This is a genomic window from Streptomyces sp. LaBMicrA B280, assembly GCF_049222185.1.
Taxonomy (GTDB): domain Bacteria; phylum Actinomycetota; class Actinomycetes; order Streptomycetales; family Streptomycetaceae; genus Streptomyces; species Streptomyces murinus.
Genome location: NZ_JBMJCT010000009.1, coordinates 138,830 through 162,355 on the forward strand (window position 1 = coordinate 138,830; position 23,526 = coordinate 162,355).

A 23,526-nucleotide genomic window follows, 5' to 3' on the forward strand; every position below is an offset into this window, starting at 1 on the left:
CAAGCCCTCCGTCCTCCAGGAGTCGTAGATGCACCTCGACCACTCCCACCACGGCCCCGCCGCCGTGAGCGCCGACGCCCATCGACCGGACGGGACCCCCCGTGCCCTGCGCATCGGGCTCGGCGGGCCCGTGGGATCCGGGAAGACCGCCACCGTGGCCGCGCTCTGCCGTCAGCTGCGGGACGAGCTGTCCCTCGCCGTCGTCACCAATGACATCTACACCCGCGAGGACGCCGAGTTCCTGCTGCGGGAGGCCGTGCTGCCGCCCGAGCGGATCACCGCCGTGGAGACGGGCGCCTGCCCGCACACCGCGATCCGGGACGACATCTCCGCCAACCTGGAGGCCGTCGAGGATCTGGAGGAGACCGTCGGCCCGCTGGACCTGATCCTGGTGGAGTCCGGCGGCGACAACCTCACCGCGACCTTCTCCAAGGGCCTGGTGGACGCGCAGATCTTCGTCATCGACGTGGCCGGTGGCGACGACATCCCGCGCAAGGGCGGCCCCGGCGTCACCACCGCCGACCTGCTGATCGTCAACAAGACCGACCTCGCCCCCTACGTCGGCTCCGACCTCGCCCGGATGGCCGCCGATGCCAAGGCCCAGCGCGCCGAACTCCCCGTCGTGCTCCAGTCCTTGCGCGGCGAGAGCGGCGTCGCCGACGTGGCCGCCTGGGTCCGCGAACGGCTCACCGCGTGGACGGCATGACCCTCACCGACGCCCGGGTCGGGGCTCCGGGCGCGGCCCCGACCGGCGCCGGGATCGAGCTCCCGGGCACGGCCCCCGCCGGTGTCCGCGCCGATGCCCGGATCCTGGCCCGTGCCGATGGGCGTGGGGGCACCGCGCTGCCCGTGCTGGACGGCTCGGGTCCGCTGGCGTTGCGGCGGGTCCGGGGGAGTGGAGCCGAGGCCCGGGTGATGGTCGTCGGTGCGATGAGCGGTCCCCTCGGCGGCGACCGGTTCTCGCTGAACGCCCGGGTGGAGGAGGGCGCCCGGCTGTGGCTCGGCTCCGCCGCGGCCACCCTCGCCCTGCCGGGCCAGGCCCCCGGCGAGGCCCGCTACGACGTCCGGCTCGATGTGGCCGACGGCGCCGAACTGCACTGGCTGCCCGAGCAGTTGATCTCGGCCATCGGCAGCGACCTGCGCGTCACCACCCTCGCCGAACTCGCCGCCGGTGCCCGGCTGGTGCTCCGTGAGGAGCAGGTGCTCGGGCGGGCGGGGGAGCGGCCCGGTCTGCTCACCACCCGTCTCACCCTGCGCGTCGCCGGCCGCACCCTCCTGGACCAGCAGCTGTCCTGCGGCCCCGGAGCCCCCGGCGGCTGGGACGGGCCCGCAGCCCTCGCGGGACACCGGGCCGTGGGCCAACTCCTCGTCGTACGGCCCGAGTTCGCCGAGCATCCGCCCGCGCCCCGGATGCTGGGCGACCACGCCGCCCTGATGCCGCTGCCCGGACCGGCCGCCCTGGTCACCGCCCTCGCCCCGGACGCGCTGCGGCTGCGCCGGGTGCTGGACGAGGGGCGGGCCCTGCTGGGCTGAGGGGCCGGGGGTGAGGGGTGGGCGTCAGCCGAGCGGCGCCTTCGGGAACCTGCGTTCCCTCGCGCCCTTCTCCGTGGGCTGCTCGGCCTTGGCGACGGCGGCGTACTGATCGACGTACTCCTGCTCGGACAGGGTCAGGATGGCGTACATGATCTCGTCGGTGACGGCCCGCAGGACCGCCTTCTGCTGCTCCATCCCCGCGAAGCGGGAGAAGTCGAGGGGCTTGCCGAAGCGGATGGTGACGGGGCGGACGCGGGGGAGGGTCCTGCCGGGCGGCTGGGCCTCGAAGGTGCCGATCATGGCGCAGGGGATCACCGGGACGCCCGCCCGCAGGGCCATCACGGCGACTCCGACCTTGCCCTTGTACAGCCGCCCGTCGTGCGAGCGCGTCCCCTCCGGGTAGATGCCCAGCAGTTCGCCCTTGTCCAGCACCCCGAGGCCCTCGCGGATCGCCGCCTGCCCCGCCTCCTTGCCCGAGCGGTCCACCGGGATCTGCCCGGCGCTGCGGAAGAAGAACGCGGTGAGCCGGCCCTTGATGCCGGGTCCGGTGAAGTACTCGGCCTTGGCGAGGAAGGTGATACGCCGCTTGAGGATCGCCGGCATCAGAAAGTGGTCGGAGAAGGAGAGATGGTTCCCGGCGATGATCGCCGGACCCGTCGCCGGCACGTGGTCCAGGCCCTCGATCCGGGGCCGGAAGACCAGCCTGAGCAGGGGACCCAGCAGGACGTACTTGAGCAGGTAGTAGAACAAGGGGGCCGCTCCTCACTCCGGCGGCTCGGCTGGGCCGCGAGGACAGCGTGCTGCCACTTGCCTCCGGGGGCAACCGGACCGGAGAGCTTGGCGCAATCGGCCCGGGGCTAGGGGCGCCCGCCGTCACCGACGCCGTGCGGATGCGGCTGGGCGGGGCGGGGCCGGGGTATCAGGGCCGGGACCTGGGACCGGTAGGCGTCGTACGCGGTGCCGAACTCGCCCGCCATCAGGGCGTCCTCGGTACGGACCCGGCGCAGCAGCCAGGGGATCGCGGCGACCAGGAAGGCGATCCAGGCGCCGAAGCCGCCGGTCAGCATCGAGCCGGTGAGCAGCCCGAGGATGCCGGTGTAGATGGGGTGGCGGACCAGTCGGTACGGGCCGTCCGTGCGCAGCTCGTGATTCTGCTGGAGGGAGGGGACGCTGTCCCACATGGTGCCCAGCACCCAGCGGGCCCACAGCAGCAGGGCGGTGGAGAGGAGAGCGAGCAGGGCGCCGAGCAGGGCCAGTTCGGGCTGCCAGAACTGGAGGTGTGCCCAGAAGCCGCGGGTGTGCCGGACCACGAAGAGGAACAGGGCCACGCCTGCCATCAGTAAGACCCGGCGTGACACGGAGGCGCGTGACGCGCGCAGCCAGCCGCGGACGCCGCCGTGGGCTCTGATGCCGAAGTAGGCGGCGCCGAGGAGCCAGGCGGCGGCGAAGACCAGGAAGCAGACACTGGTGAGGACGGCGAGTGCCGGACGCAGCGAGTTCATGCCCCAAGGCTGCGCCCCGCACCCCACCGCCCACCAGCACCCACGGGTCGATGGAGACCTCTCCACCCACGGATGGAGAGCCCCCGACGAGTAGGCCGCCCGCTCGGCGGAGCCTGCGCCCACCCGGCTGCGCCCGTTCCCTTGGCACCGGGCGGCTTCGCACCGGCCCCTTGAGAGACCGGGCTTCGGGACCGACCTCGGCGACCCGCCCTTGGGACCGCCCTCCCCGGGGCCGCCCCCTGCGACGGCCGCCCCGCGACTGATTCTCTGGCCCCGGGTTCCTGGCGACCGGCCCCATGAGGCCCCGGGCCTGGCTTCCTGGGACCGGCCCTCGGGACGGGCCCCCTGTAACTGGCCCTCAGACCGGCGCCCTGCAACGGCAACTGGTCCTCCGGGCGCCCCGGCGACCGGCCCATGAGGCTGCCGGGATCGGCTCCGGGGATCGACCCCCAGCACCATCCTCAGCACCGGGGATCGGTCCTCGGGACTGGCCCCGGCCCGGGAGATCGGCCCCCCGGAATTGGCCCCGGCCCCAGCTCCCTGCAACTGGCAACCGACCCTCTGGGGCCGCCCCCCAGACGCCCCGGCGGCCAGCCCCATGGGGCTCCCGGGATCGGCCCCGCGGACTGACCTCCTAGCACCGGCCCCCGGGATCAGCCCGCAGGACTGGCCTCCTAGCCCCCGGCACTTGCCCCCATGATCCGCCCCCGGGAATGGCGCCCCGCACCGGTCTCCCTAGGGCCGGGCCTCCGGGACCAGCCTGCGAGACTGGCCTCCTAACACCGCCCCCGGCACCGGCACCGGCCCCCAGGACCCGCCTCCGCGACCAGCTCTTCGCGACCAGTCCTCCAAGCCCGCCCTCTTAAGCCAGCCCCCCCGCGACCAGCCCCCGAGCCCCCCGGGGAGCTGGCCCCCGGCAACCGGTTCCCCGGGACCCCACCTAGGTTCTGTCGTCAAATGTCACGCCCACATCAGGAGTGAGGCGAGGGTGACGGCTGCTTCGTAAGACTCAGTGGTCTTGTCGTACCTGGTGGCGATCCCGCGCCACTGCTTCAAACGGTTGAAGCACCGTTCCACGACGTTGCGGTGTTTGTATGCCTCGCGGTCGAAGGCCGGCGGGCGGCCTCCGCGGCTGCCCCGCCGGGCTCGGTTGCGGATCTGGTCGGCCCGTTCGGGAATCGTGTGCGGGATGCCGCGGCGGCGGAGCCAGGTGCGGATCGCCTTCGAGCTGTAGCCCTTGTCGCCCAGGACGTGGTCGGGCCGGACGCGGGGCCGTCCCGGCCCGATCCGGGGCACCCTGATCGCTTCCATCACGGCGGTGAACCGGGTGCAGTCGTTGGTGTTGCCGCCCGTGACCACGAAGGCGAGGGGACGGCCCCGGCCGTCGCAGGCGAGGTGAATCTTGCTGGTCAGACCGCCTCTGGACCGGCCGAGAGCTGGGTTCCGGAGCCCACTTTTCGAGCCCCGGCTGCGTGCTGGTGGGCACGGACGACGGTCGAATCGACCGAGACGAGCCACTCGACGTCACCAGCCACATCGGCTTTCGCCTGGGCGGCTCGGAGCATCCGGTCGAACGTTCCGTCCACCGCCCACCTGCGGAAACGGGTATGGAGCGTGGCCTACGGCCCGTAACGCTCGGGCACATCCCGCCAGGCGACACCGGTGCGGAACTTCCACACGATCCCGTTCAGGACCCTGCGGTCGTCCAGCCGCTTCCGCCCCCGCAACGACTCGGGCAGCAACGGCCGGACGAACTCCCACTCGGCATCAGACAGTTCATGACGACGTATCACGCCACCATGATCCACCAGGCAAGATCATTTGAAGACACTGCCTAGGGGACCAGCCCCTCCGCGACCAGTCCTCCGGGACCGGCCCTCCGGGACCAGTCCTTCTAGACCCGCCCCCGCCACCGGCCCTCCGGGAGCAGCCCTCCTAGGCCCGCCCCGGCGACGAGTCCTCCGGGACCAGCCTTCCAGGAAGCACCAGCCCTCCTAAGCCAGCCCCGCGCGACCAGCCCCCCGCGACCCCCCAGGGAACCAGCCCCCGGCAACCGGTTCCTCAGGGAGCCCCCGGCCGCCCCCTAGCTCAGCACTCGCCCCAGCGTCCCGAGTGCCGAACGCAGTTCCTCCGCCGTGATCGTCAGCGGGGGTGCCAGGCGGATCGTGGAGCCGTGGGTGTCCTTCGCCAGGATCCCCTCCCGCATCAGGCGCTCGCTGATCTCCCGCCCGGTGCCGATCGCCGGGTCGACGTCGACGCCCGCCCACAGACCGCGGGAGCGGAAGCCCAGCACGCCCTTGCCCACCAGCTCGGTCAGGCCGTCCCGCAGGATCACGCCCAGCTCGGCGGCCCGCTGCTGGAACTCACCGGTCTCCAGCAGTTCGAGCACCGCGATGCCGACCGCCGCCGCGAGCGGGTTGCCGCCGAACGTCGAGCCGTGCTCGCCCGGGTGCAGCACGCCCAGCACCTCGCGCCGGGCCACCACCGCCGACACCGGCACGATGCCACCGCCGAGCGCCTTGCCGAGCAGCAGCACGTCCGGCACCACGTCCTCGTGGTCGACGGCGAGGGTGCGGCCCGTACGCCCGAGGCCCGACTGGATCTCGTCCGCGATGAGCAGACAGCCCTTGCGCCGGGTCAGCTCGCGCACGCCGGTCAGATAGCCGTCGTCCGGGATGACCACCCCGGCCTCGCCCTGGATGGGCTCGATCAGCACCGCCGCCGTGTTCTCGTCGACGGCCCCCTCCAGCGCGGCCAGATCGTTGTACGGCACGATCCTGAAGCCCGGAGTGAACGGACCGAAGCCCGCCCGCGCCGTCTCGTCCGTGGAGAAGCTCACGATCGTCGTCGTACGGCCGTGGAAGTTGTCCGCCGCGACCACGATCGTGGCCTGATCGGCGGGCACGCCCTTGACGTCGTAGGCCCACTTGCGGGCCACCTTGATGCCGCTCTCCACCGCCTCCGCGCCGGTGTTCATCGGCAGCACCATGTCCAGGCCGGTCAGCGCCGCGAGCCGTTCGGCGAACTCGGCGAGCCGGTCGTTGTGGAACGCCCGGGAGGTGAGCGTCAGCTGGTCCAGCTGGCGGTGGGCGGCCTCGATCAGCGCCGGGTGACGATGGCCGAAATTGAGCGCCGAGTACCCGGAGAGCATGTCCAGATAGCGGCGGCCCTCGACGTCCTCCACCCAGGTGCCCTCGGCCCGTGCCACGACCACCGGGAGCGGGTGGTAGTTGTGCGCCAGGACCGGCTCCTCCGCACGGATCAGATCGTCGGACGTACGGGTGCGCGCGGGTGCGGTCATCAGCGGATCTCCTGGGTGCAGCACTTGATGCCACCGCCGGCCTTGTGGAACTCCGACAGGTCGACGGGGACGGGAACGTAACCGTGGTCGGCGAGGCGCGCGGACAGCGCCTCGGCCTGGGGTGCGATGAACACGTGCCGGCCGTCGGACACCGAGTTCAGGCCCCAGGACATCGCGTCCTCGCGGGTGGCCTCCACCGCGTCCGGGAACAGGCGCCGCAGCACCTCGCGGCTGCCCGGCGAGAACGCCTCCGGGTAGTAGCAGACATTGGCGTCGTCCAGCACGAACAGCGCCGTGTCCAGATGGTAGAAGTACGGATCCACCAGTGTCAGGCCGATCACCGGGTGCCCCAGGAACTCCTGCGCCTCACGATGCGCCTCCCGGGTGGTGCGGAACCCGGTGCCTGCCAGTACGTACCGGCCCGTCCACACCAGGTCGCCCTCGCCCTCGGACACCGCTTCGGGCCGGTGGACGGTGTAGCCCGCCGTCTTGAACCAGGTGTCGTAGTGCAGCGACTCGGGGCGCCGCTCCGGCGCGTGGAACAGCGAGCCGAAGACCCGGCCGCCGACCACGCAGGCCGCGTTGGCCGCGAAGACCATGTCGGGCAGGCCCGGCACCGGCTCGACGGCGTCGACGGTATGGCCGTGGGCCCGGTAGACGCGGATCAGCTCCTGCCACTGCTCGCGCGCCAGATCCACATCGACCGGCCGGTCGGGGTTCATCCAGGGATTGATCGCGTACTGCACCGCGAAGTGTCTGGGTTCACAGACCAGGAAGCGCCGAGGGCGCGATTCACGGCTTTCGGACACAGAGGGTTCCCTCCGGTTTCCGTCTGTCACTGTTGGGTGACTCCACGGTAGAAAGGAACGAGGACGCACGACAAGCGCAAAAAGCTGCGTGGACCTGCAACATCGCTGCGTTGTCGGGCTCGATCACGCAGGCCTGGTGCGCATATTCCTCATCACCCTCCGAAGGTCATCTCCGGGTCACTCGGGGGCCGCCTGGGTGGCACCCGCCTCCGGGCTGTCCGGGATGAGATGGGAGAGCACCATCACGCTGATCGTCTTCCGGATGAAGGGCACGGTGCGGATCCGCTCCAGCACCTCCTCGAAGTGGTCCACGTCCCGCGCCCGCACATGCAGCAGCGCGTCCGCCGCGCCGGTCACCGTCATGGCCGCCGTGATCTCCGGATGGTTGCGGACGACCTCCGCGAGCCGCCGGGGCGGGGCGGCGCCCTCGCAGTAGACCTCGACGTACGCCTCCGTGCGCCAGCCGAGCGCGGAGGGCTCGACCGTCGCCGTGAAACCGGTGATCACCCCGGTCTCGCGCAGCCGGTCCGCGCGCCGCTTGACCGCCGTCGCGGACAGCCCGATCGCCGCGCCGATCTCGGCGAAGCTGGTCCTGGCGTTCGCCATCAGCGCGGTGATGATCTTGCGGTCGAGTTCGTCGAAGGACGCGGTCCTGCTGCTCATGCGGGCAATGTAATCAGCCGGGAGCGTCCAAGACGCCGGGGGCGGCTACGACTGGGTGACGGCCATGGCGAGGGTCAGCAGCCCCAGCACCACCCAGCCGAACCACAGCCATCCGTCGCCGCCGAGTACGACGGTGTAGGCGGTCACGGCGACGAGGGTGCCGGCCGTGAGCGCGCCCATCGTCCTGATGGCGCCGGCATGGGCGGAGCCGTGCGCGGCACCGTGGTTGAAGCCGTGCGTGGAGCCATCGGTGGAACCGGTCATCGCGAGACCCTCCTCCTGGACCGTCCGACTCCCCGTCAGTGTGCCCCGGCATCCACCCGTAAGGGATACCCCCGACCCGGCGTCCGGGGCGCGCCCGGCTCAGCCCTGGCGTGCGTTCAGGGACGCCAGGTAGGCGTTGTACTCCGCCAGCTCCTTGTCGCCGTCCCGGTCCGCCTGCCGGTCCGTGCGCCTGGCGTGGCGCTTCTCGGAGCTGTACCACTGGAACAGCAGCGCGATCAGCACCAGCACGGACGGGACCTCGCTGAACGCCCAGGCGATGCCGCCGGCGTTGTTCTGGTCGGACAGCGGGTCGACGCCGAGGGAGGCGGGCGGGTGCAGGAAGGTGTTCACCATCGGCGTGGACGCCATCATCAGCGCGATGCCGAAGAACGCGTGGAACGGCATGCCCGCGAACAGCTCCAGCATCCGCATCAGATGACCCGGCCGGTGCGGGCCCGGGTCCACGCCGATGATCGGCCAGAAGAAGACGACACCGACCGCGAGGAAGTGCACCATCATCGCGATGTGCCCGGTCCTCGAACCCATCAGGAAGTCGAACAGCGGGGTGAAGTAGAGCACGTACAGGCTCGCGATGAACATCGGGATGGTGAACAGCGGGTGGGTGATGACCCGCATGTACCGGCTGTGCAGCAGCATCAGCAGCAGCTCGCGCGGCCCCTTGCGGCCCCGGCCCGCGGTCGGCAGCGCGCGCAGCGCCAAGGTGACCGGGGCGCCGAGCAGGATCAGGATCGGCGACAGCATGCTGATGACCATGTGCTGCACCATGTGCACGCTGAACATGACCATCCCGTAGTCGTTCAGCTTGGTGCACATCACCAGCATGATGGTCAGCACGCCGATGACGTAGGAGAAGGTGCGGGCCACGGGCCAGGCGTCGCCGCGCCGGCGCAGTCGTACGACCCCCCACGCGTACAGGCCGAGCCCGAGCAGGCAGGTGATCAGGAAGAAGGGCTCGGCCGAGAACTCGAGCCCCCGCCCCAGCGTGAACGGCGGCAGATCCATCACCATGCCGTGCCCGCTGTGATCCATGTGTCCCATGTGATCCATGCGGCGGCTCCTGATTCATGGGGGTTGTACGTTTCTGTCCGCCCATAAGAGTAGGACCGCCCCCGATCACGCCGATGACCGGGGGCGGGTAGTTCAGGGCCGGACTAAAGCACGCACTCCGCCTCGTCGTACCGCTCCACCGGGACCGTCTTCAGGGTCTCCACGGCCTCGGCCAGCGACACCATCACGATGTCGGTGCCGCGCAGCGCCGTCATCATCCCGAACTCGCCCCGGTGCACCGCCTCCACGGCGTGCCAGCCGAAGCGGGTGGCCAGCACCCTGTCGTAGGCGGTCGGCGTGCCGCCGCGCTGCACATGCCCGAGGATGACCGGCCGGGCCTCCTTGCCGAGGCGCTGCTCCAGCTCGATGGAGAGCTGGCGGGCGATGCCGGCGAAGCGCTCGTGGCCGTAGACGTCCCTGCCGCCCTCGTCGAACTCCATGGAGCCGGCCCGGGGCTTGGCGCCCTCGGCGGCGACCACGATGGCGAACCGCTTGCCCGCCGCGAACCGCGCGCCGACCTTGCGGGTCAACTCCTCGATGTCGAAGGGCCGTTCCGGTACGACGACGGCGTGGGCACCGGCCGCCATGCCGGAGTGCAGGGCGATCCAGCCGGTGTGCCGGCCCATGACCTCCACGATCAGCACCCGCTGGTGGGACTCGGCGGTGGTCTTCAGCCGGTCCAGGGCCTCGGTCGCCACGGTCACGGCGGTGTCGAAGCCGAAGGTGACATCGGTGACAGCGATGTCATTGTCGATCGTCTTGGGCACGCCCACGATGGGCAGCCCGTTGTCCGACAGCAGCCGGGCCGCCTTGAGGGTGCCCTCGCCGCCGATCGGGATGATCGCGTCCAGACCCAGCTCCGCGACATGCCCCCTGGCCCGCTCCACGCCGTCGCGCAGATGCTCGGGGCGGACCCGGGAGGAGCCGAGGATGGTGCCGCCGCGGGCCAGGATGCCGCCGACGGCGTCGAGGTCGAGCTTGACGGAGTCGCACTCCAGGAGGCCCTTCCAGCCGTCCCGGAAACCGATGACCTCGTCGCCGTGGTCGGCGACCGCACGGTGCACGACGGACCGGATGACGGCGTTCAGACCGGGGCAGTCGCCGCCGGACGTGAGGACACCAATGCGCATAGCCCGTATTACCTTCTCGAACGTGGGCCGGGAGACCGGACCACGTTGTCCGGCGGATTCCCGGTCACCCTACCGGCGTGAGGGGGTGGCTCCGTAGCGGGCGTCCGCCTGCTGGACGCGTCCGCCCAGATGAGCGGACGCGCCGTCAGGCGGGCCCACCACGAGCCTGCCGGAACCCGCTGAGAACCCCCTGACGCGAGGCTTACGCCGGCTGCTGCGCCGCCGCGATGCGCTCCTCGCGCAGGGCGTCGTACCAGCGGTCGTCGATCGGCGGCAGCGCGTTGACGTCGAGCGCCAGCTTCAGCAGCAGGTCGGCGATCAGCGGGTTGCGGGCGAGGACGGGACCGTGCATGTACGTGCCGAAGACGGTCCCGTTGTACGCGCCCTCCGTGCCGTCCCCGGTGCCGTTGCCCCGGCCGATCTTGGTCCGCGCGAAGGGGCGGGCGGTCGGGCCGAGGTGGGTGACGCCCTGGTGGTTCTCGAAGCCGGTCAGCGGGGGCAGGCCGAGCTGCGGGTCGATGTCGCCGAGCACGTCACCGACGCAGCGCTCGCCCTCGCCGCGCACCGAGACCACGTCGAGCAGGCCGAGGCCCGGCTCGCGCTGGCCGAGGTCGTTGATGAACTCGTGGCCGAGGATCTGGTAGCCGGCGCACACGGAGAAGACGATGGCGCCGTTCTGCACCGCCCGCTGGAGGTGCCCGTCACGGCGCAGCCGCTCGGCGGCGAGCCGCTGCGGACGGTCCTCGCCGCCGCCGATCAGGTAGATGTCGCCCGAGGTCGGGATCGGCTGGTCGCTGCGCACGTCGAGCCGGGCCACGTCCAGGCCGCGCTGCCGGGCCCGGCGCTCGACGACGAGGGCGTTGCCCTGGTCGCCGTAGGTGCTCAGCAGGTCCGGGTAGATCCACACCAGCCGCAGTTGGTTGTCGCTCATGAGGTGATCCCCTTCGAAGATCAGTTGCCGACGCGGCGGCGCAGGTCCTGGAACGCGGTGTAGTTCGCGATGACCTCGATCCGGCCGGGCGGGCACAGCTGCACGGCCTGGTCGAGGTTCTCGCAGACCTGGAAGTGCTGGTTGGCGACTTCCAGGCGCACCGCGAGGTCCAGCTTGCGGTCCCCGAGCACGAAGATCGGGTGGCCGGTGAGCCGGGTGTAGTCGACGTCCCACAGCCAGGAGGTGTCGGTGCCGTCGGCCCCGCGGGCGTTCACGGACAGGATCACCGGGGCGGGCGGCGGGTCGATCAGCGAGAAGGTCTCCAGCCAGCCGGCCGGGTTCTTGGCCAGCAGCAGGCGAAGGTCGCGGTTCTGGAACTGCACGACGTCGTACCGGCCGGCCACCGCCTGCACCTGGTACATCCGCTCCAGGGCGACCTGCGGCGGCACCCCGAAGACGGCGGCGACGGCCGCGGAGCTGGCCGCGTTTGCCTTGTTGGCGCGGCCCGGCAGCTGGAGGTGGATCGGCCAGGCGGAGCCGTGCGGGTCGAGGACGTGGTCCCCGGACAGCGCCCAGGTGGGCGTGGGCCGGCGGAAGCCGCACTCACCGCAGTACCAGTCGTCCCCGGGGCGCTGCATCACGCCACCGCAGGACGGGCAGGACCAGGCGTCGTCCTTCCACATCTGCCCGGCCGCGACCCAGACCACGTTCGGGGACGAGGAGGCGGCCCAGACGACCAGCGGGTCGTCGCAGTTGGCGATGACGACCGCCTTGGAGCCGGCCAGGCCCTCGCGCCAGTTCTCGGCGAGCATCCGGGTCTCGGCGGCGCGGTCGAGCTGGTCGCGGGAGAGGTTCAGCAGCGCGATGCACTTCGGGTCGGTGTCCCGGGCCACTCCGGCCAGGTACTTCTCGTCGACCTCTATGACGCCGAACTTGGCGTCCGAGCCACCCGCCAGCGCGGAGGTGATGCCCGCCGGCATGTTGGCGCCGAGCGCGTTCGACACGACCGGGCCCGCGGCGCGCAGCGCCTCCGCGATGAGCCGGGTGGTGGTGGTCTTGCCGTTGGTGGCGGACACCAGGATGACGTCCAGGTTCTGGGCCAGCCGCGCCAGGAGGTCGGGGTCGAGTCTCAGCGCGACCTTGCCCCCGATCACCGACCCGCTGCCACGTCCGGCGGCCCGCGATGCCGCTGCGACCGCCTTGCCCGCGGTCACGGCCAGCTTGGCCCGCGGCGTGAGCGGGTCCGAGTTGCCTGCCATCAGTTCTCGATCCTCCTTGCGTACGCGCCGCGCCTGGGGCCATCCGGCAACGTGGTGTGAACCCTCAGCCTATCGAGATCCATTCGCACACCCGAATCCCGGTCCGCACCCACTGCGGCGGGCATGAGCTGAACGAACCGTACCCTTGCCGCCATGCGACACGGTTCCATTCCGGGCGTCCACGGGCGCGTCCGGCCTCTCACCCTGCTCGGCGACCCCTGCCTGCGCGAACGCTGCGGGGACGTCACCGACTTCGGTCCCGGCCTCGCGGCGCTCGTGGAGGACCTGTTCGCCACGATGTACGCGGCCCAGGGGGTGGGCCTGGCCGCGAATCAGGTCGGGGTGCCGCTGCGGGTGTTCGTCTACGACTGCCCGGACGACGACGATGTCCGGCATCTCGGGCATGTGGTGAATCCCCGTCTGGTCGCGGCGGACGGGATCGTGCTGCGGGGCCCCGAGGGCTGCCTGTCCCTGCCGGGCCTCGAGGCGGGTACCGAGCGGTACGACCATGCCGTGGTCGAGGGTTTCACGGTCACCGGCGAGCCCGTCACCGTCCATGGCACGGGCTTCTTCGCGCGCTGCCTCCAGCACGAGTGCGACCACCTGGCGGGCCGGGTGTACGCGGACCGTGTGACGGGGTGGCGCAAGAGGAGGCTCGAGCGGCAGATCGGGCGGGCCGCCTGGGGCCGCTGACCCCCGCGGGGCCCGGAAGCGGTGGTTCAGAATCCGGGGCCGCCCACCCGGTCCCCGGCGGCCGCGAGCCGCCCCCACAGCAGGTCGGCCAGCGAGCGCACCAACTCGGCGCGGGAGCAGGGGCGTTCGCCGAGCCACCAGTCGCCGGCCGCGTGCATCATGCCGACGATGCCGTGCCCCCAGACCCGGGCGAGCCGCTGGCTGCCGGGACCGAGGTCCACCCGCTCCTCGATGACCTGGGCCAGGTCCTCGCCCATCCGCCGCAGCAGCGGGGCGCTGTGCTTGCCGACGTCGAAACCCTGGTCGGTGCCGGTGCTGCCCTCGGAGGGGTGCATCAGGAACCGGTAGACCTGGGGCCGGGCCTCGATGGCGGCGAGGTAGGTGTCCAGCGTGGACTCCACCCGCTCGCGCCGCTCCGCCGGGGCGTCGAGCGCGGCCCGCAGGGAGGACAGCAGGGCGTCGGTGTGCCGCTTGGCGAGCGCGGCGTAGAGCCCGCCCTTGTCGCCGAAGTGCCGGTAGAGGATGGGCTTGGTGATGCCCGCCTCGGCGGCGATCGCGTTCATCGACGCCTGCGGGCCGTCGCGGAGCACCACCCGGTCGGCGGCCTCCAGCAGCTCGCGCCGTCGGCGGTCGGCGGACCGTTGCTGATCGGTCCGCTGTGTGGTGTCCATGAATGCTCTCCCCACCCGTGTTGATTCGGTGACGCCTGCGCAAACTAACACTGACCGGGCCGCTGACATCGAACGGGATACCGAGGAGTCAGGGCAGGTTGACTTTTCCTACCGGTCGGTAACAGACTCGGGTTACCGTAAGTAACACATCGTACCGCCGCTGGAGGGGACATGGCCGAGTTCACCATGGAGCTGAACGACGAACAGAAGGAAGTCCGGGACTGGCTCCATGGCTTCGCCGCCGATGTGATCCGGCCCGCGGCGGCCGAGTGGGACGAGCGCGAGGAGACCCCCTGGCCGGTCATCCAGGAGGCCGCGAAGGTCGGCATCTACTCCCTCGACTTCTACGCGCAGCAGTACTTCGACCCCACCGGCCTCGGCATTCCGATGGCCATGGAGGAGCTGTTCTGGGGCGACGCGGGGATAGCCCTGTCCATCGTGGGCACCGGCCTGGCCGCGGTGGGCGTCCTCGCCAACGGCACCGAGGAGCAGATCGGCACCTGGATCCCGCAGATGTACGGCGACGCCACCGATGTGAAGGTCGCCGCGTTCTGCTCCTCCGAGCCCGACGCCGGCTCCGACGTGGCGTCCATGCGCACGCGTGCGGTGTACGACGAGGCCACGGACGAGTGGGTGATCAACGGCACGAAGACCTGGGCGACCAACGGCGGCATCGCCAACGTCCATGTCGTCGTCGCCGGCGTCGACCCCGAGCTGGGCTCCAAGGGCCACGCCTCCTTCATCGTCCCGCCGGGCACACGGGGTCTCGCGCAGGGCCAGAAGTTCAAGAAGCACGGCATTCGCGCCTCGCACACCGCCGAGGTCGTCCTCGATGACGTGCGCGTTCCCGGCTCCTGCCTGCTCGGCGGCAAGGAGAAGCTGGACGAGCGCCTGGCGCGCGCCAGGGAGAAGGCGAAGGCGGCCGGTGGCGAACGTGTGAAGAACGCGGCGATGGCCACGTTCGAGGCGTCCCGGCCCGCGGTGGGCGCGATGGCCGTCGGCACCGCCCGCGCCGCTTACGAGGTCGCGCTCGAATACGCGAGGACCCGGGAGCAGTTCGGGCGTCCCATCATCGACAACCAGGGCGTCGCATTCCAGCTCGCCGATATGCGGACGCAGATCGACGCGGCGCGGCTGCTGGTGTGGCGGGCGTCCTGGATGGCCATCAGCGGCAAGCGGTTCACGGCCGCCGAGGGCTCGATGTCGAAGCTGTTCGCCAGCGAGACCGCGAAGAAGGTGACCGCGCAGGCGATCCAGATCCTCGGCGGAAACGGGTACACCCGGGAATATCCGGTCGAGCGGATGCACCGGGACGCGGCCATTTACACGATTTTCGAGGGGACCAGCGAGATTCAGCGGCTCGTCATCGCGCGGACGCTTTCCGGTATGCCGATCCGGTAGCGATCCGCTCGCTTCTCGATAGCGCCGGAAAGGGGAACTGCGCGATTTCGGCCGCCTGTTGACGGTGGCTGATCGCGCAGTTCCCCGCGCCCCTTCGGGGGCGCTCAACTCACCTGTGCTTCAAAGGCGTGAGTTGTTCGATGTCGTACTTCAACCGCAGCGCCTCTATCGCCTCCTGATCGGGCGGGCCGCCGTCGCGGAGGATTTCGAGGAGTTCCTCGAAATAGCGCTCGTGGTCGGGGGGCGGGCTCGCCTGGAAGAACATCTTGGCGGGGGTGTCCGTGGGGTTCGCGAAGGCGTGCGGACAGCCCGGGGGTACGACGATGACCGTGCCCGGAGTCGCCCGCACCACCCGGTTGCCCGAACTCGACTCCCACCCCTTCCAGCTGTCGGGGGTGCGAATGCGGGGCTCGAAGGCGAGCACGTCCAGCTCGCCCTCCAGGACGTAGAACAACTCCTCGCTGCGGGTGTGCACATGGGCGCCGACGTCGAAGCCCGGCGGGACCTCCACCTCGAAGGTGGAGGCCATCCGCGAGTGCGTGCCGGTGACCTTGAACGTGACCCGCTGTGCGGGCGTCTCCATCACCCGGCCCTGGCCCGGCGGCACGAGCAGCCCGTCGACCGATGCCGATGTCAGCCCTTCGATCGTCGTCATCGCCGGATCACCACATCACGGGCAGGGCCTCGGGACCGCGGATCAGCGCCCCCTTCTTGAAGGGCACCTCCTCGGGCGGTACGGCCAGCCTGAGACCCGGGATCCGGTCCAGCAGCGCGTCGACCAGCAGCTCGGACTCCAGCCGGGCGAGCTGACCCCCCGGGCAGTAGTGCGGTCCAAAACCGAACGACACATGCGGGTTGGGACACCGGGAGAAGTCGATCTCCTCCGGGTCGGGGAAGACCTCCGGGTCGCGGTTCGCGGCCAGGTACGACACGTAGACCGCGTCGCCCGCGCGGATCCGGACGCCCCTGATCTCCACGTCCTGAAGGGCGATCCGGGACAACCCGACCGCGTTGCGGTGCGGGATGTAGCGCAGCAGCTCGTCGATCGCCTTCGGGCGGATCTCCGGTTCGCGGCGCAGTCGTTCGGCCAGCTCGGGGCGGGTCAGCAGCAGATAGAACATCTGCCCGCTGTTGTTGGTGACCGCCTCGCCGCCGATCTGGAGGAGGACGGCGAGTCCGACGGCCTCCTCCAGGGTGACCTCGCCCGCGCTCACGGCGGCGCCCAGCAGCGAGGTGACGTCCTCGGCCGTGCTGCCCCCGCGCGCCCCGATGAGGCCGGAGAAGTACGCGCTCATCTCGCGCTTGGCCCGCTCGCTGACCTCCTTGCCGTGCGCGGAGGACAGGATCAGCTGGGTCCACTCGTGCATGTCGTGCCGGTCGGCGGCCGGGACGCCCATCAGCTCGCAGATCACCGCGATCGGGAACGGGCTGAGGATCGCCGCCGTCAGATCGGCCGGCGGGCCGTCCTTCAGGAGCTGGTCGATCTGCTCGTCCAGCATGGCCCGCGCCTCCTCGCGCACCCGCTCCACGCCCCTGGCGGTGAAGGCCGCGGTGACCGAGCGGCGCAGCCGCGTGTGGTCGGGCGGGTCCAGGAAGCCGACCGCGCCGCGGTCCGGGATGAAGTGCGGGGCGAGCCGGGTGACCGGCTTGTCCATGACCGCCTCACGGCCGAAGCGGGGGTCGTTGGTCACCATCCGCACATCGTCGTGCCGGGTGACCAGCCACGCCCAGCCCTCGCCGTTGGGCAGCTGGATGCGGGTGACCGGGCCCTCGCGCATCAGCTCGGCGAGCACCGGGTCGAAGTCGGTTCCGGTGAGGTCGAGCGCCGGCCAGTGGCGGACCGGCGGCACGGCCTCGGCGAGCGTCGCCTCCTCGGTCTCCGTCATCGCCCGCCCCCGTCGCCGTCGGTCCAGCGGCCGACCGTCATCTCCGCGGTGATGCCGGGGCCGAAGCCCGCGAGCAGTCCGCGCGCCCGCTCCTCGGGGCCGCCCTCGTCGAACAGCCGGCGCAGCGCGTCCAGGACGACGGCGCTCGCGATGTTGCCGTACTCGGTGAGCGTGGACCGGCTGAACCGGAACGCGTTCGGCTCGACCTCCAGGAACTTGCTGAGGTCGTCGAGGATGCGCGGACCACCGGCGTGGATGATGTAGAAGTCCAGGTCGGTGGCGTCCCAGCCGTGGTTGCCCGCCAGGTCCTTGAGCGCCGGGGCGAGCGGCTCCATGGTGGTCGGCACCCGCTTGTCCAGCAGGAAGTGGAAGCCGGTGGCCCGGACGTCGTAGGCGATCCAGTCCTCGGTCTTCGGGATCAGGTAGGAGCCGTTGCGCTCCAGCCTGACGCCCCGGCCGCCGCGTCCGCGCACCACGGCGGCGGCGATGCCGTCACCGAACAGGCCGTTGGACAGCAGCGAGCCGACGCCGAGGTCGGTGGGCTGGTAGCACAGCGAGCAGAACTCGCAGGCCACGATCAGCGCGTTGGCGTTCGGGTACGCCGTGCAGAAGTCGTGGGCCCGGTTGATCGCCGCACCGCCGGCCGCGCAGCCCAGCTGGGCGATGGGGAGCTGCCGGGTGGTGCTGTCGAAGTCCATCTCGTTGATCAGCCAGGCCGTGAGCGAGGGCATCATGAAGCCCGTGCACGACACATAGATGATCACGTCGATGTCGGTGGTGAGGAGTTCGGCGTCGTCCAGCGCCCGCTGGATCACCGCGGGCACCCGGGCCTTGGCCTCGTGCTCGTAGAGCTTGTTGCGGTCCTCGAAGCCGGGGTGCTTGAGGGTCTCCTCGATGGGCTGCACGATGTGCCGGGTCTTCACGCCGGTGTTCTCGATGAGCCTCAGTGCCAGCGCCAGTTGAGGGTGGTCCGCGTGGCGGGAGCGCGCCAGCTCCAGCGTCTCCTCCATCGTGATCACGTGCTCCGGGACCGACACCGAGGGTCTGCACAAAGTCGCCATGAACCGTCCCTGCTTTCCGCGTGTCCGGCGGGCCTTCACCCACCGGTCAGAAGGTGGTTCACCTCAGGAGGTGCTCCATCCACCGTCACCCGTCAGGACCACGATCTCGCGCTGGGTTACTCCGAACCGGGGACGCCGTGTCAGGCTCGAAGGAGGACTTCCGACGCCGGACGAGGGAAAAATCCATGCCGACCGTTAACGCGAAAGCCCTGCTGGGGACGGCCGTCGCGGCCCTCGCCCCGGACCCCGCGGCCAATCCGGTCGTGCCGCTCGTCGAACGCGGCGAGGCACCCGTCGAGCTGCTGGCCGTGCTGGCCCTGGAACAGCGGTGGGTGATCCCCGCCGACCGGGCTGCTTTCGAACATCTGGCCGCCCGCGCCGACTCCGCGTCCGCCGCCTTCTTCCGCACGCTCGCGGCGGGGGAGGAGCTGGCCGCCGGGCACCTCGCGGCCTTCGCGAAGGCGTGCGGGGTCACGGCGGAACGCGCGCGCGGGTACGTCCCCCGGGCCGGCTGTCAGTCCTATCCCGCGTACGTCGCCTGGCTCGCGCTCAACGCGTCCCCGGCGGACGTGGTGGTGGCGCTGACGGCGAACTTCTCGACATGGGGCGGCACTTGCGCCCGGATCGCCGCGGGCCTGCGCGCCCACTACGGCTTCGACGACGCGGCCCGCGCCTTCTTCGACTTCTTCGCCGAGCCCGCCCCGGAGCTGGACCGGCGGGCGACGGCGGCGGTGCGGGCGGCGCTGGACGCCGGGACGCTGGACAACGGGCTCGCGCACCTGTACGGGGGACTGCTCCAGACGTACGAGGCCGAATTCTGGAGGGCGCTCGCACCGACCGGCTAGAAGGACCTACGGCGCCCCGCTGCTGTGCGCGATGCACGCCACGTCGATACGGTCGGCCAACTTGGCGAGTTCGATCGTCAGCTCGGCCACCGTGTCCTCGTCCAGCCGCTGTTCCCCGGTCTCGACCAGCCGCAGCCAGCGTCCGCCGACGGTCCGCAACAACTTGCTCACATCGGCGGCGGCCACCTGAAGGGTCCCGTGGTCGTCGACGATCAGAGGCAGAGTCACTTCGCGGTTCACAAAAGAAGATGGTAGCCGCGCATACCTCACGCACTCTGCCAAACCGTGGTGATGTTGCAGAACTCCCGCATTCCGTGCCCGGACAGCTCACGCCCGTACCCCGAGCGCTTCACACCGCCGAAGGGGAACGCCGGATGGGAGGCGGTCATCCCGTTGACGTACACCGCCCCGGCCTCCAGGTCCCGGGCGAACCGCTCGACTTCGCTCTCCTCGCGCGTCCAGACATTCGAACTCAGCCCGAACGGCGAGTCGTTGGCGATGAGCAGCGCCTCGTCCAGATCGTCGGCCCGGTACAGCGTGGCGACCGGTCCGAACGCCTCCTCGCGGTGGATGCGCATCTCGCGGGTGATCCCGGCGAGCACGGTCGGCGGGTAGTACCAGCCGGGCCCCTCGGAGCGGCTCCCGCCGCACAGCACCTCGGCCCCGCTGCGCCGCGCGTCGTCGACCAGCTCCTCCAGGTCCTCGCGGCCCTGCTCGCTGGAGAGCGGTCCGACCTCGGTGTCCTCGTCCAGCGGGTCGCCGATCCTGAGCGCCTTCATGCCCGCGACGAACCGCTCGGCGAAGGCGTCGTAGACATCGCGGTGCACGATGAACCGCTTGGCGGCGATGCAGGACTGCCCGTTGTTCTGCACGCGCGCGGTCACCGCGACCTCGGCGGCCCGGTCGACATCGGCGGAGGGCATGACCACGAACGGGTCGCTGCCGCCCAGCTCCAGGACCGTCTTCTTGATCATCTCCCCGGAGGTGGCGGCGACCGCCCGCCCGGCGGGCTCGCTGCCGGTGAGGGTGGCCGCCTTGACCCGCTCGTCGCGCAGGATGTCGTCCACCGCGGCGGAGCCGACCAGCAGTGTCTGGAAGCAGCCCTCGGCGAAGCCCGCCCGGTGGAACAGGTCCTCCAGGTACAGGGCGGTCTGCGGGACGTTGGAGGCGTGCTTGAGCAGGCCCACATTGCCCGCCATCAGCGCGGGCGCGGCGAACCGGATCACCTGCCAGAGCGGGAAGTTCCAGGGCATCACCGCGAGCACCGGGCCCAGCGGGCGGTAGCGGACCCGGACCCGGGCCGCCCCGGAGTCGCGGACGTCCGCTTCGGCGGGCTCCTCGTCGGCGAGCAGGGCCTCGGCGTGCTCCGCGTACCAGCGCATGGCCTTGGCGCACTTGGCGGCCTCCGCGCGGGCCTGCTTGACCGGCTTGCCCATCTCGGTGGTCATGACCCTGCCGATCTCCTGCTGGTCCTCCTCCAGCAGGTCGGCGGCCCGGTTCAGCAGCCGGGCGCGCTCGGCGAACGGGGTCCTCCGGTACGTGCGGAACGTGGCCTCAGCGAGCTGGAGCCGGCGTTCCAGCTCCTCCTCGCCCATGGCCTCGTACGTCTTGAGCGTCTCGCCGTTCGCCGGGTTCACCGTCGCGATGGGCATGGCTGACCTCCCCTGGAAGCGGGCTGTGCTTCGACCTTCGCGCGCGGCCCGCCGGGGCGCAACGCCAGGTCGCCTGTTCAGCCCGAGTGCTCCGCCAGCCGGTCGAGAAACGCGGCCTGCGCGGTGATGATCACCTCACGGGCCCGCGCCAGGCCGAGCCAGGCCACCCGGTCCAGCTCCGGGAACTCCGCCTGCCGCCCCGAGCGCGGCGGCCACTCCATGGTGAAGGTGCCGGGGCTGAAGCCGCTCAGGTCCGGGTCCCCGGGCAGCGCCCAGGCCGTGACGACCTTGCCGTTCTTCTGCACGACCTCGCCGAGCGGTACGGCCTCCCCGTCGGGCGGCGCGAGGCCCAGCTCCTCCTGGAACTCCCGCCGGGCCGCCTCCCACGGGGGCTCGCCCGCCTCGTACTCGCCCTTGGGGGCGGTCCAGGCGCCGGCCTCCTTCTTCGCCCACAGCGGGCCGCCCATATGGCCGAGCAGCACTTCGAGCCCGTCGCCGGTGCGCCGGTACACCAGCAGTCCCGCGCTGCGTCTCGTCGTACGCACCGTCACGGTGTGACCTCCGGGTGGGCGGCGAGCAGGGCCTCCACGGTATCGGCCTCGGCGGGGCTCTTGTCCTCGCGGTAGCGGATCACGCGGGCGAAGCGCAGGGTGACGCCGGCCGGGTAGCGGGAGGAGCGCTGGAGGCCGTCGTAGGCGATCTCCACGACGAGTTCGGGGCGCACCCGGACCGTCCAGCCGTCGTCCTCGACCGCCAGTCCCAGCAGCCGCTCGGTCTGCCAGGTCAGCAGCGCGTCCGTCAGGCCCTTGAAGGTCTTGCCGAGCATCGCGAAGCCGCCGTCCGCGGTGCGGGCGCCCAGGTGCAGATTGGACAGCTTGCCGGTGCGTCTGCCGTGGCCCCATTCGGCGGCCAGCACCACCAGGTCGAGGGTGTGCACCGGCTTGACCTTGAGCCAGGCGGCGCCGCGGCGGCCCGCGCTGTAGGGGGCGGTCAGCGACTTCACCACCACGCCCTCATGGCCGCGGGCCAGGGTGTCGGCGAGGAAGCGCCGCGCCGCCGGGATGTCCCCGGGGCCCTCGGCCAGCGTGCGCCGCACCCGCATCGGCTCGGGCACCAGCCGGGCCAGGTGCGCGTGCCGCTCGGCGAAGGGCAGATCGAGCAGATCGCGGTCGTCGGCCGCGAGGACGTCGAAGAAGACGGGGGAGACCGGGACCTGTTCGGCCGCCCGCGCCACATCCGTGCGGGAGCCGACGCGGCCCGCGGTCTCCTGGAAGGACCGGGGCCGTCCGGCCGCGTCGAAGGAGATCACCTCGCCGTCCAGGATGAACCGGTCGCCGCTCAACTCCAGTGCGGCGGAGGCCACTTCGGGCAGCCGGGCGGTGATGTCGTCCAGGGTGCGGGTGTGCACGCGGACCGTGTCGCCGTCCCGGTGCACCTGCACCCGGATGCCGTCCAGCTTCTCCTCCACCGCGCACGCGCCCAGCTTCTGAACGGCCTCGGCGACGGAAGCCGCGCTGTGCGCCAGCATCGGCAGCACGGGCCGGCCGACGGTGAGCCGGAACCGGCCGAGCGCCTCGGGCCCCTCGCCCAGCAGGGCCTCGGCGACGGTCTGGAGCGAGCCGGACAGCATCACCGCCCGGCGTACGTCCCCCGCCACCGCGCCGGTCGCCCGGGCGAGGCCCTCCACCGCGACGGCGTCCAGGGCGCCCTGGCGGACCTCGCCGGTGAGCAGGCCGAGGAGGAAGCGCTGCTCGGCCTCGGTGGCCGCGCCCAGCAGAGCGCCGACGAGCCGGGCCCGCTCGGCCTGGGAACCGGCCCCGGAGACCCGGCCCAGCTCGGTGAGGGCCGCGTCGACCTCGCGGACGGTGAGCGTGGCCTCGGCCGCCGCCGGCACCCGCCGCCCCAGCACCTTCCAGCCGACCCCGAGCCGCCCCTGCGGCAGCCGCCCGGCCAGATACGGGATGACGACCGGCACGTCCTCCGCCTCCGCCTCCCTGAACAACTCGGCGAGCAACGCGACCTTCCGCGACCTGGCCGCCGTCGCCGCCACCTCCCCCGAGACCTCCGCGAGCCGACTGAGCAACATGCCCCCAGGGTGCCGCAGGGCTCCGCCGGACGCGCGGTGTGGGTGCGCTTCGTTGTCCGGTGCGGGTCCGTTGTGGCTGGTCGCGCAGTTCCCCGCGCCCCTTCGGGGCGCACCTGCGCGGGTCTTCGAATTTGCGGGATTGACAACTCGGCATGCCGAATCTGCAATGTCTGTATGAGTACCGACGATGTCCTGGCCGAGGTGGGCCCCCGGCTGCGCCGGATCCGCAAGGAGCGGGAGGTGACCCTGGCCGCGCTCTCCCAGGCCACCGGCATCTCCGTGAGCACGCTCTCCCGCCTGGAGTCCGGCCTGCGCAGACCCAGCCTGGAGCTGCTGCTGCCGATCGCCCAGGCCCACCAGGTCCCGCTGGACGAACTGGTCGGCGCGCCGCCCGTCGGCGACCCCCGGGTGCGCGCCGAGCCGGTGCGGCGGCACGGCCGTACGTTCTGGCCGCTGACCCGCCAGCCCGGTGGCCTCCAGGCGTACAAGGTCCTCGAACCCCCGCGCACGGGGGAGCCGGATCCGCGCACCCATGAGGGGTACGAGTGGCTCTACGTGCTGTCCGGGCGGCTGCGGCTGGTGCTCGGCGAGCATGACGTGGTGCTGGCGGCGGGGGAGGCGGCCGAGTTCGACACCCGGGTCCCGCACTGGTTCGGGTCCGCGGGGGAGGGCCCGGTGGAGTTTCTGAGCCTGTTCGGACCCCAGGGGGAGCGGATGCATGTGCGGGCGCGCCCCGCGGCGCGCGCATGAGCCTTTCGGGGGGTGTTCCCT

At 71.5% G+C, this 23,526-nt stretch carries 24 protein-coding genes and 1 pseudogene; 6 read left to right on the forward strand and 19 right to left on the reverse strand.

Going from position 1 to position 23,526, the window contains the following annotated elements; translation table 11 throughout:
- Positions 1–28 precede the first annotated feature (28 nt).
- Both ureG and ACLF5H_RS09300 read left to right on the forward strand, forming a co-directional pair.
- Positions 29–706, forward strand: a complete 678-nt coding sequence (gene ureG / locus ACLF5H_RS09295) for an urease accessory protein UreG (RefSeq protein WP_421675578.1) — start codon at positions 29–31, stop codon at positions 704–706.
- Positions 694–1,533: an urease accessory protein UreD gene (locus tag ACLF5H_RS09300; RefSeq protein ID WP_421675579.1), complete on the forward strand. Its 840-nt coding sequence runs from the start codon at positions 694–696 to the stop codon at positions 1,531–1,533. Before ureG ends, ACLF5H_RS09300 begins: the two co-directional genes overlap by 13 nt.
- 24 nt (positions 1,534–1,557) lie before the next feature.
- On the opposite strand, the gene ACLF5H_RS09305 is transcribed toward ACLF5H_RS09300, so the two are convergent.
- The 11 genes and pseudogenes from ACLF5H_RS09305 to ACLF5H_RS09355 all read right to left on the reverse strand — a co-directional run bounded on the left by ACLF5H_RS09305 (position 1,558) and on the right by ACLF5H_RS09355 (position 12,460).
- The gene (locus tag ACLF5H_RS09305; protein ID WP_421675580.1) at positions 1,558–2,283 is read right to left on the reverse strand and encodes a lysophospholipid acyltransferase family protein; all 726 of its coding nucleotides are present in this window, start codon (positions 2,281–2,283) and stop codon (positions 1,558–1,560) included.
- Between the two features lie 107 nt (positions 2,284–2,390).
- Positions 2,391–3,035: a methyltransferase family protein gene (locus ACLF5H_RS09310; protein WP_421675581.1), complete on the reverse strand. Its 645-nt coding sequence runs from the start codon at positions 3,033–3,035 to the stop codon at positions 2,391–2,393.
- 960 nt (positions 3,036–3,995) lie between these two features.
- Positions 3,996–4,825 (reverse strand): annotated as a pseudogene (locus tag ACLF5H_RS09315) (IS5 family transposase).
- A gap of 293 nt (positions 4,826–5,118) precedes the next feature.
- Positions 5,119–6,336 (reverse strand): ornithine--oxo-acid transaminase, encoded by a 1,218-nt coding sequence (gene rocD, locus ACLF5H_RS09320; RefSeq protein ID WP_421675582.1) that lies wholly within the window; start codon positions 6,334–6,336, stop codon positions 5,119–5,121.
- On the reverse strand, positions 6,336–7,145 hold the full coding sequence (ddaH, locus tag ACLF5H_RS09325) for a dimethylargininase (protein WP_421675583.1): 810 nt from the start codon (positions 7,143–7,145) through the stop codon (positions 6,336–6,338). Before ddaH ends, rocD begins: the two co-directional genes overlap by 1 nt.
- Before the next feature lie 177 nt (positions 7,146–7,322).
- Entirely contained in the window at positions 7,323–7,808 is a 486-nt protein-coding gene (locus tag ACLF5H_RS09330; RefSeq protein WP_037658848.1) for an Lrp/AsnC family transcriptional regulator, read from the reverse strand.
- Between the two features lie 45 nt (positions 7,809–7,853).
- The gene (locus tag ACLF5H_RS09335) at positions 7,854–8,072 is read right to left on the reverse strand and encodes a hypothetical protein (RefSeq protein WP_421675584.1); all 219 of its coding nucleotides are present in this window, start codon (positions 8,070–8,072) and stop codon (positions 7,854–7,856) included.
- Between the two features lie 99 nt (positions 8,073–8,171).
- Entirely contained in the window at positions 8,172–9,122 is a 951-nt protein-coding gene (locus ACLF5H_RS09340; protein WP_421675623.1) for a cytochrome c oxidase assembly protein, read from the reverse strand.
- A 122-nt stretch (positions 9,123–9,244) separates the two neighbouring features.
- Positions 9,245–10,270, reverse strand: a complete 1,026-nt coding sequence (locus ACLF5H_RS09345; protein WP_421675585.1) for a 6-phosphofructokinase — start codon at positions 10,268–10,270, stop codon at positions 9,245–9,247.
- A gap of 202 nt (positions 10,271–10,472) precedes the next feature.
- Positions 10,473–11,201, reverse strand: coding sequence for a type 1 glutamine amidotransferase (locus tag ACLF5H_RS09350; protein WP_037658850.1), 729 nt, complete (start codon positions 11,199–11,201; stop codon positions 10,473–10,475).
- Between the two features lie 20 nt (positions 11,202–11,221).
- A complete protein-coding gene (locus ACLF5H_RS09355) occupies positions 11,222–12,460 on the reverse strand; it encodes a MurT ligase domain-containing protein (protein ID WP_421675586.1) in 1,239 nt (412 codons plus the stop codon).
- A 153-nt stretch (positions 12,461–12,613) separates the two neighbouring features.
- Between ACLF5H_RS09355 and def the strand changes: the two genes are divergently transcribed.
- Positions 12,614–13,153, forward strand: a complete 540-nt coding sequence (gene def, locus ACLF5H_RS09360; RefSeq protein WP_421675587.1) for a peptide deformylase — start codon at positions 12,614–12,616, stop codon at positions 13,151–13,153.
- A 26-nt stretch (positions 13,154–13,179) separates the two neighbouring features.
- On the opposite strand, the gene ACLF5H_RS09365 is transcribed toward def, so the two are convergent.
- Positions 13,180–13,824 (reverse strand): TetR family transcriptional regulator, encoded by a 645-nt coding sequence (locus ACLF5H_RS09365; RefSeq protein WP_421675588.1) that lies wholly within the window; start codon positions 13,822–13,824, stop codon positions 13,180–13,182.
- 171 nt (positions 13,825–13,995) lie between these two features.
- Here ACLF5H_RS09365 and ACLF5H_RS09370 point away from each other — a divergent pair, with 171 nt between their 5' ends.
- Positions 13,996–15,225 carry an acyl-CoA dehydrogenase family protein gene (locus ACLF5H_RS09370; protein ID WP_421675589.1) on the forward strand — a complete coding sequence of 410 codons (1,230 nt, stop codon included), beginning with the start codon at positions 13,996–13,998 and terminating at the stop codon, positions 15,223–15,225.
- Between the two features lie 109 nt (positions 15,226–15,334).
- Here ACLF5H_RS09370 and ACLF5H_RS09375 read toward each other — a convergent pair whose 3' ends face one another.
- Genes ACLF5H_RS09375 through ACLF5H_RS09385 form a run of 3 tightly spaced genes read right to left on the reverse strand, consistent with a single transcriptional unit; the run spans position 15,335 to position 18,172 of the window.
- A complete protein-coding gene (locus ACLF5H_RS09375) occupies positions 15,335–15,880 on the reverse strand; it encodes a cupin domain-containing protein (RefSeq protein WP_421675590.1) in 546 nt (181 codons plus the stop codon).
- Positions 15,881–15,887: 7 nt separating this feature from the next.
- Positions 15,888–17,111 (reverse strand): cytochrome P450, encoded by a 1,224-nt coding sequence (locus ACLF5H_RS09380; RefSeq protein WP_421675591.1) that lies wholly within the window; start codon positions 17,109–17,111, stop codon positions 15,888–15,890.
- A complete protein-coding gene (locus ACLF5H_RS09385) occupies positions 17,108–18,172 on the reverse strand; it encodes a type III polyketide synthase (RefSeq protein WP_421675592.1) in 1,065 nt (354 codons plus the stop codon). The genes ACLF5H_RS09380 and ACLF5H_RS09385 overlap by 4 nt, the downstream gene beginning before the upstream one ends.
- Positions 18,173–18,357: 185 nt before the next feature.
- Here ACLF5H_RS09385 and ACLF5H_RS09390 point away from each other — a divergent pair, with 185 nt between their 5' ends.
- The gene (locus ACLF5H_RS09390) at positions 18,358–19,017 is read left to right on the forward strand and encodes a transcriptional regulator (protein ID WP_421675593.1); all 660 of its coding nucleotides are present in this window, start codon (positions 18,358–18,360) and stop codon (positions 19,015–19,017) included.
- Between the two features lie 6 nt (positions 19,018–19,023).
- Here the strand turns inward: ACLF5H_RS09390 and ACLF5H_RS09395 are convergent, their stop codons facing one another.
- The 4 genes from ACLF5H_RS09395 to ACLF5H_RS09410 all read right to left on the reverse strand — a co-directional run bounded on the left by ACLF5H_RS09395 (position 19,024) and on the right by ACLF5H_RS09410 (position 22,755).
- On the reverse strand, positions 19,024–19,257 hold the full coding sequence (locus ACLF5H_RS09395; protein WP_397987438.1) for a DUF6213 family protein: 234 nt from the start codon (positions 19,255–19,257) through the stop codon (positions 19,024–19,026).
- Positions 19,258–19,283: 26 nt separating this feature from the next.
- Positions 19,284–20,669: an NADP-dependent succinic semialdehyde dehydrogenase gene (locus ACLF5H_RS09400; RefSeq protein WP_421675594.1), complete on the reverse strand. Its 1,386-nt coding sequence runs from the start codon at positions 20,667–20,669 to the stop codon at positions 19,284–19,286.
- 77 nt (positions 20,670–20,746) lie between these two features.
- Positions 20,747–21,220 carry an NUDIX domain-containing protein gene (locus tag ACLF5H_RS09405; RefSeq protein ID WP_421675595.1) on the reverse strand — a complete coding sequence of 158 codons (474 nt, stop codon included), beginning with the start codon at positions 21,218–21,220 and terminating at the stop codon, positions 20,747–20,749.
- Positions 21,217–22,755, reverse strand: coding sequence for an ATP-dependent DNA ligase (locus ACLF5H_RS09410; protein ID WP_421675596.1), 1,539 nt, complete (start codon positions 22,753–22,755; stop codon positions 21,217–21,219). Before ACLF5H_RS09410 ends, ACLF5H_RS09405 begins: the two co-directional genes overlap by 4 nt.
- 174 nt (positions 22,756–22,929) lie before the next feature.
- Here ACLF5H_RS09410 and ACLF5H_RS09415 point away from each other — a divergent pair, with 174 nt between their 5' ends.
- Positions 22,930–23,505 (forward strand): helix-turn-helix domain-containing protein, encoded by a 576-nt coding sequence (locus tag ACLF5H_RS09415; protein ID WP_421675597.1) that lies wholly within the window; start codon positions 22,930–22,932, stop codon positions 23,503–23,505.
- The last annotated feature ends 21 nt before the right edge of the window (positions 23,506–23,526 follow it).

Excerpts from the sequence above, each read along its gene's own strand:
- ACLF5H_RS09385 (WP_421675592.1), bottom strand. The coding sequence starts at position 18,172 with ATGGCGACTTTGTGCAGACCCTCGGTGTCGGTCCCGGAGCACGTGATC.
- ACLF5H_RS09340 (WP_421675623.1), bottom strand. The coding sequence starts at position 9,122 with ATGGATCACAGCGGGCACGGCATGGTGATGGATCTGCCGCCGTTCACG.
- ACLF5H_RS09345 (WP_421675585.1), bottom strand. The coding sequence starts at position 10,270 with ATGCGCATTGGTGTCCTCACGTCCGGCGGCGACTGCCCCGGTCTGAAC.
- rocD (WP_421675582.1), bottom strand. The coding sequence starts at position 6,336 with ATGACCGCACCCGCGCGCACCCGTACGTCCGACGATCTGATCCGTGCG.
- ACLF5H_RS09330 (WP_037658848.1), bottom strand. The coding sequence starts at position 7,808 with ATGAGCAGCAGGACCGCGTCCTTCGACGAACTCGACCGCAAGATCATC.
- ureG (WP_421675578.1), top strand. The coding sequence starts at position 29 with ATGCACCTCGACCACTCCCACCACGGCCCCGCCGCCGTGAGCGCCGAC.
- ACLF5H_RS09410 (WP_421675596.1), bottom strand. The coding sequence starts at position 22,755 with ATGTTGCTCAGTCGGCTCGCGGAGGTCTCGGGGGAGGTGGCGGCGACG.
- ACLF5H_RS09415 (WP_421675597.1), top strand. The coding sequence starts at position 22,930 with ATGAGTACCGACGATGTCCTGGCCGAGGTGGGCCCCCGGCTGCGCCGG.
- ACLF5H_RS09370 (WP_421675589.1), top strand. The coding sequence starts at position 13,996 with ATGGCCGAGTTCACCATGGAGCTGAACGACGAACAGAAGGAAGTCCGG.
- ACLF5H_RS09375 (WP_421675590.1), bottom strand. The coding sequence starts at position 15,880 with ATGACGACGATCGAAGGGCTGACATCGGCATCGGTCGACGGGCTGCTC.
- ACLF5H_RS09310 (WP_421675581.1), bottom strand. The coding sequence starts at position 3,035 with ATGAACTCGCTGCGTCCGGCACTCGCCGTCCTCACCAGTGTCTGCTTC.
- def (WP_421675587.1), top strand. The coding sequence starts at position 12,614 with ATGCGACACGGTTCCATTCCGGGCGTCCACGGGCGCGTCCGGCCTCTC.
- ACLF5H_RS09335 (WP_421675584.1), bottom strand. The coding sequence starts at position 8,072 with ATGACCGGTTCCACCGATGGCTCCACGCACGGCTTCAACCACGGTGCC.
- ACLF5H_RS09355 (WP_421675586.1), bottom strand. The coding sequence starts at position 12,460 with ATGGCAGGCAACTCGGACCCGCTCACGCCGCGGGCCAAGCTGGCCGTG.
- ACLF5H_RS09365 (WP_421675588.1), bottom strand. The coding sequence starts at position 13,824 with ATGGACACCACACAGCGGACCGATCAGCAACGGTCCGCCGACCGCCGA.
- ACLF5H_RS09380 (WP_421675591.1), bottom strand. The coding sequence starts at position 17,111 with ATGACGGAGACCGAGGAGGCGACGCTCGCCGAGGCCGTGCCGCCGGTC.
- ACLF5H_RS09400 (WP_421675594.1), bottom strand. The coding sequence starts at position 20,669 with ATGCCCATCGCGACGGTGAACCCGGCGAACGGCGAGACGCTCAAGACG.
- ACLF5H_RS09350 (WP_037658850.1), bottom strand. The coding sequence starts at position 11,201 with ATGAGCGACAACCAACTGCGGCTGGTGTGGATCTACCCGGACCTGCTG.
- ACLF5H_RS09390 (WP_421675593.1), top strand. The coding sequence starts at position 18,358 with ATGCCGACCGTTAACGCGAAAGCCCTGCTGGGGACGGCCGTCGCGGCC.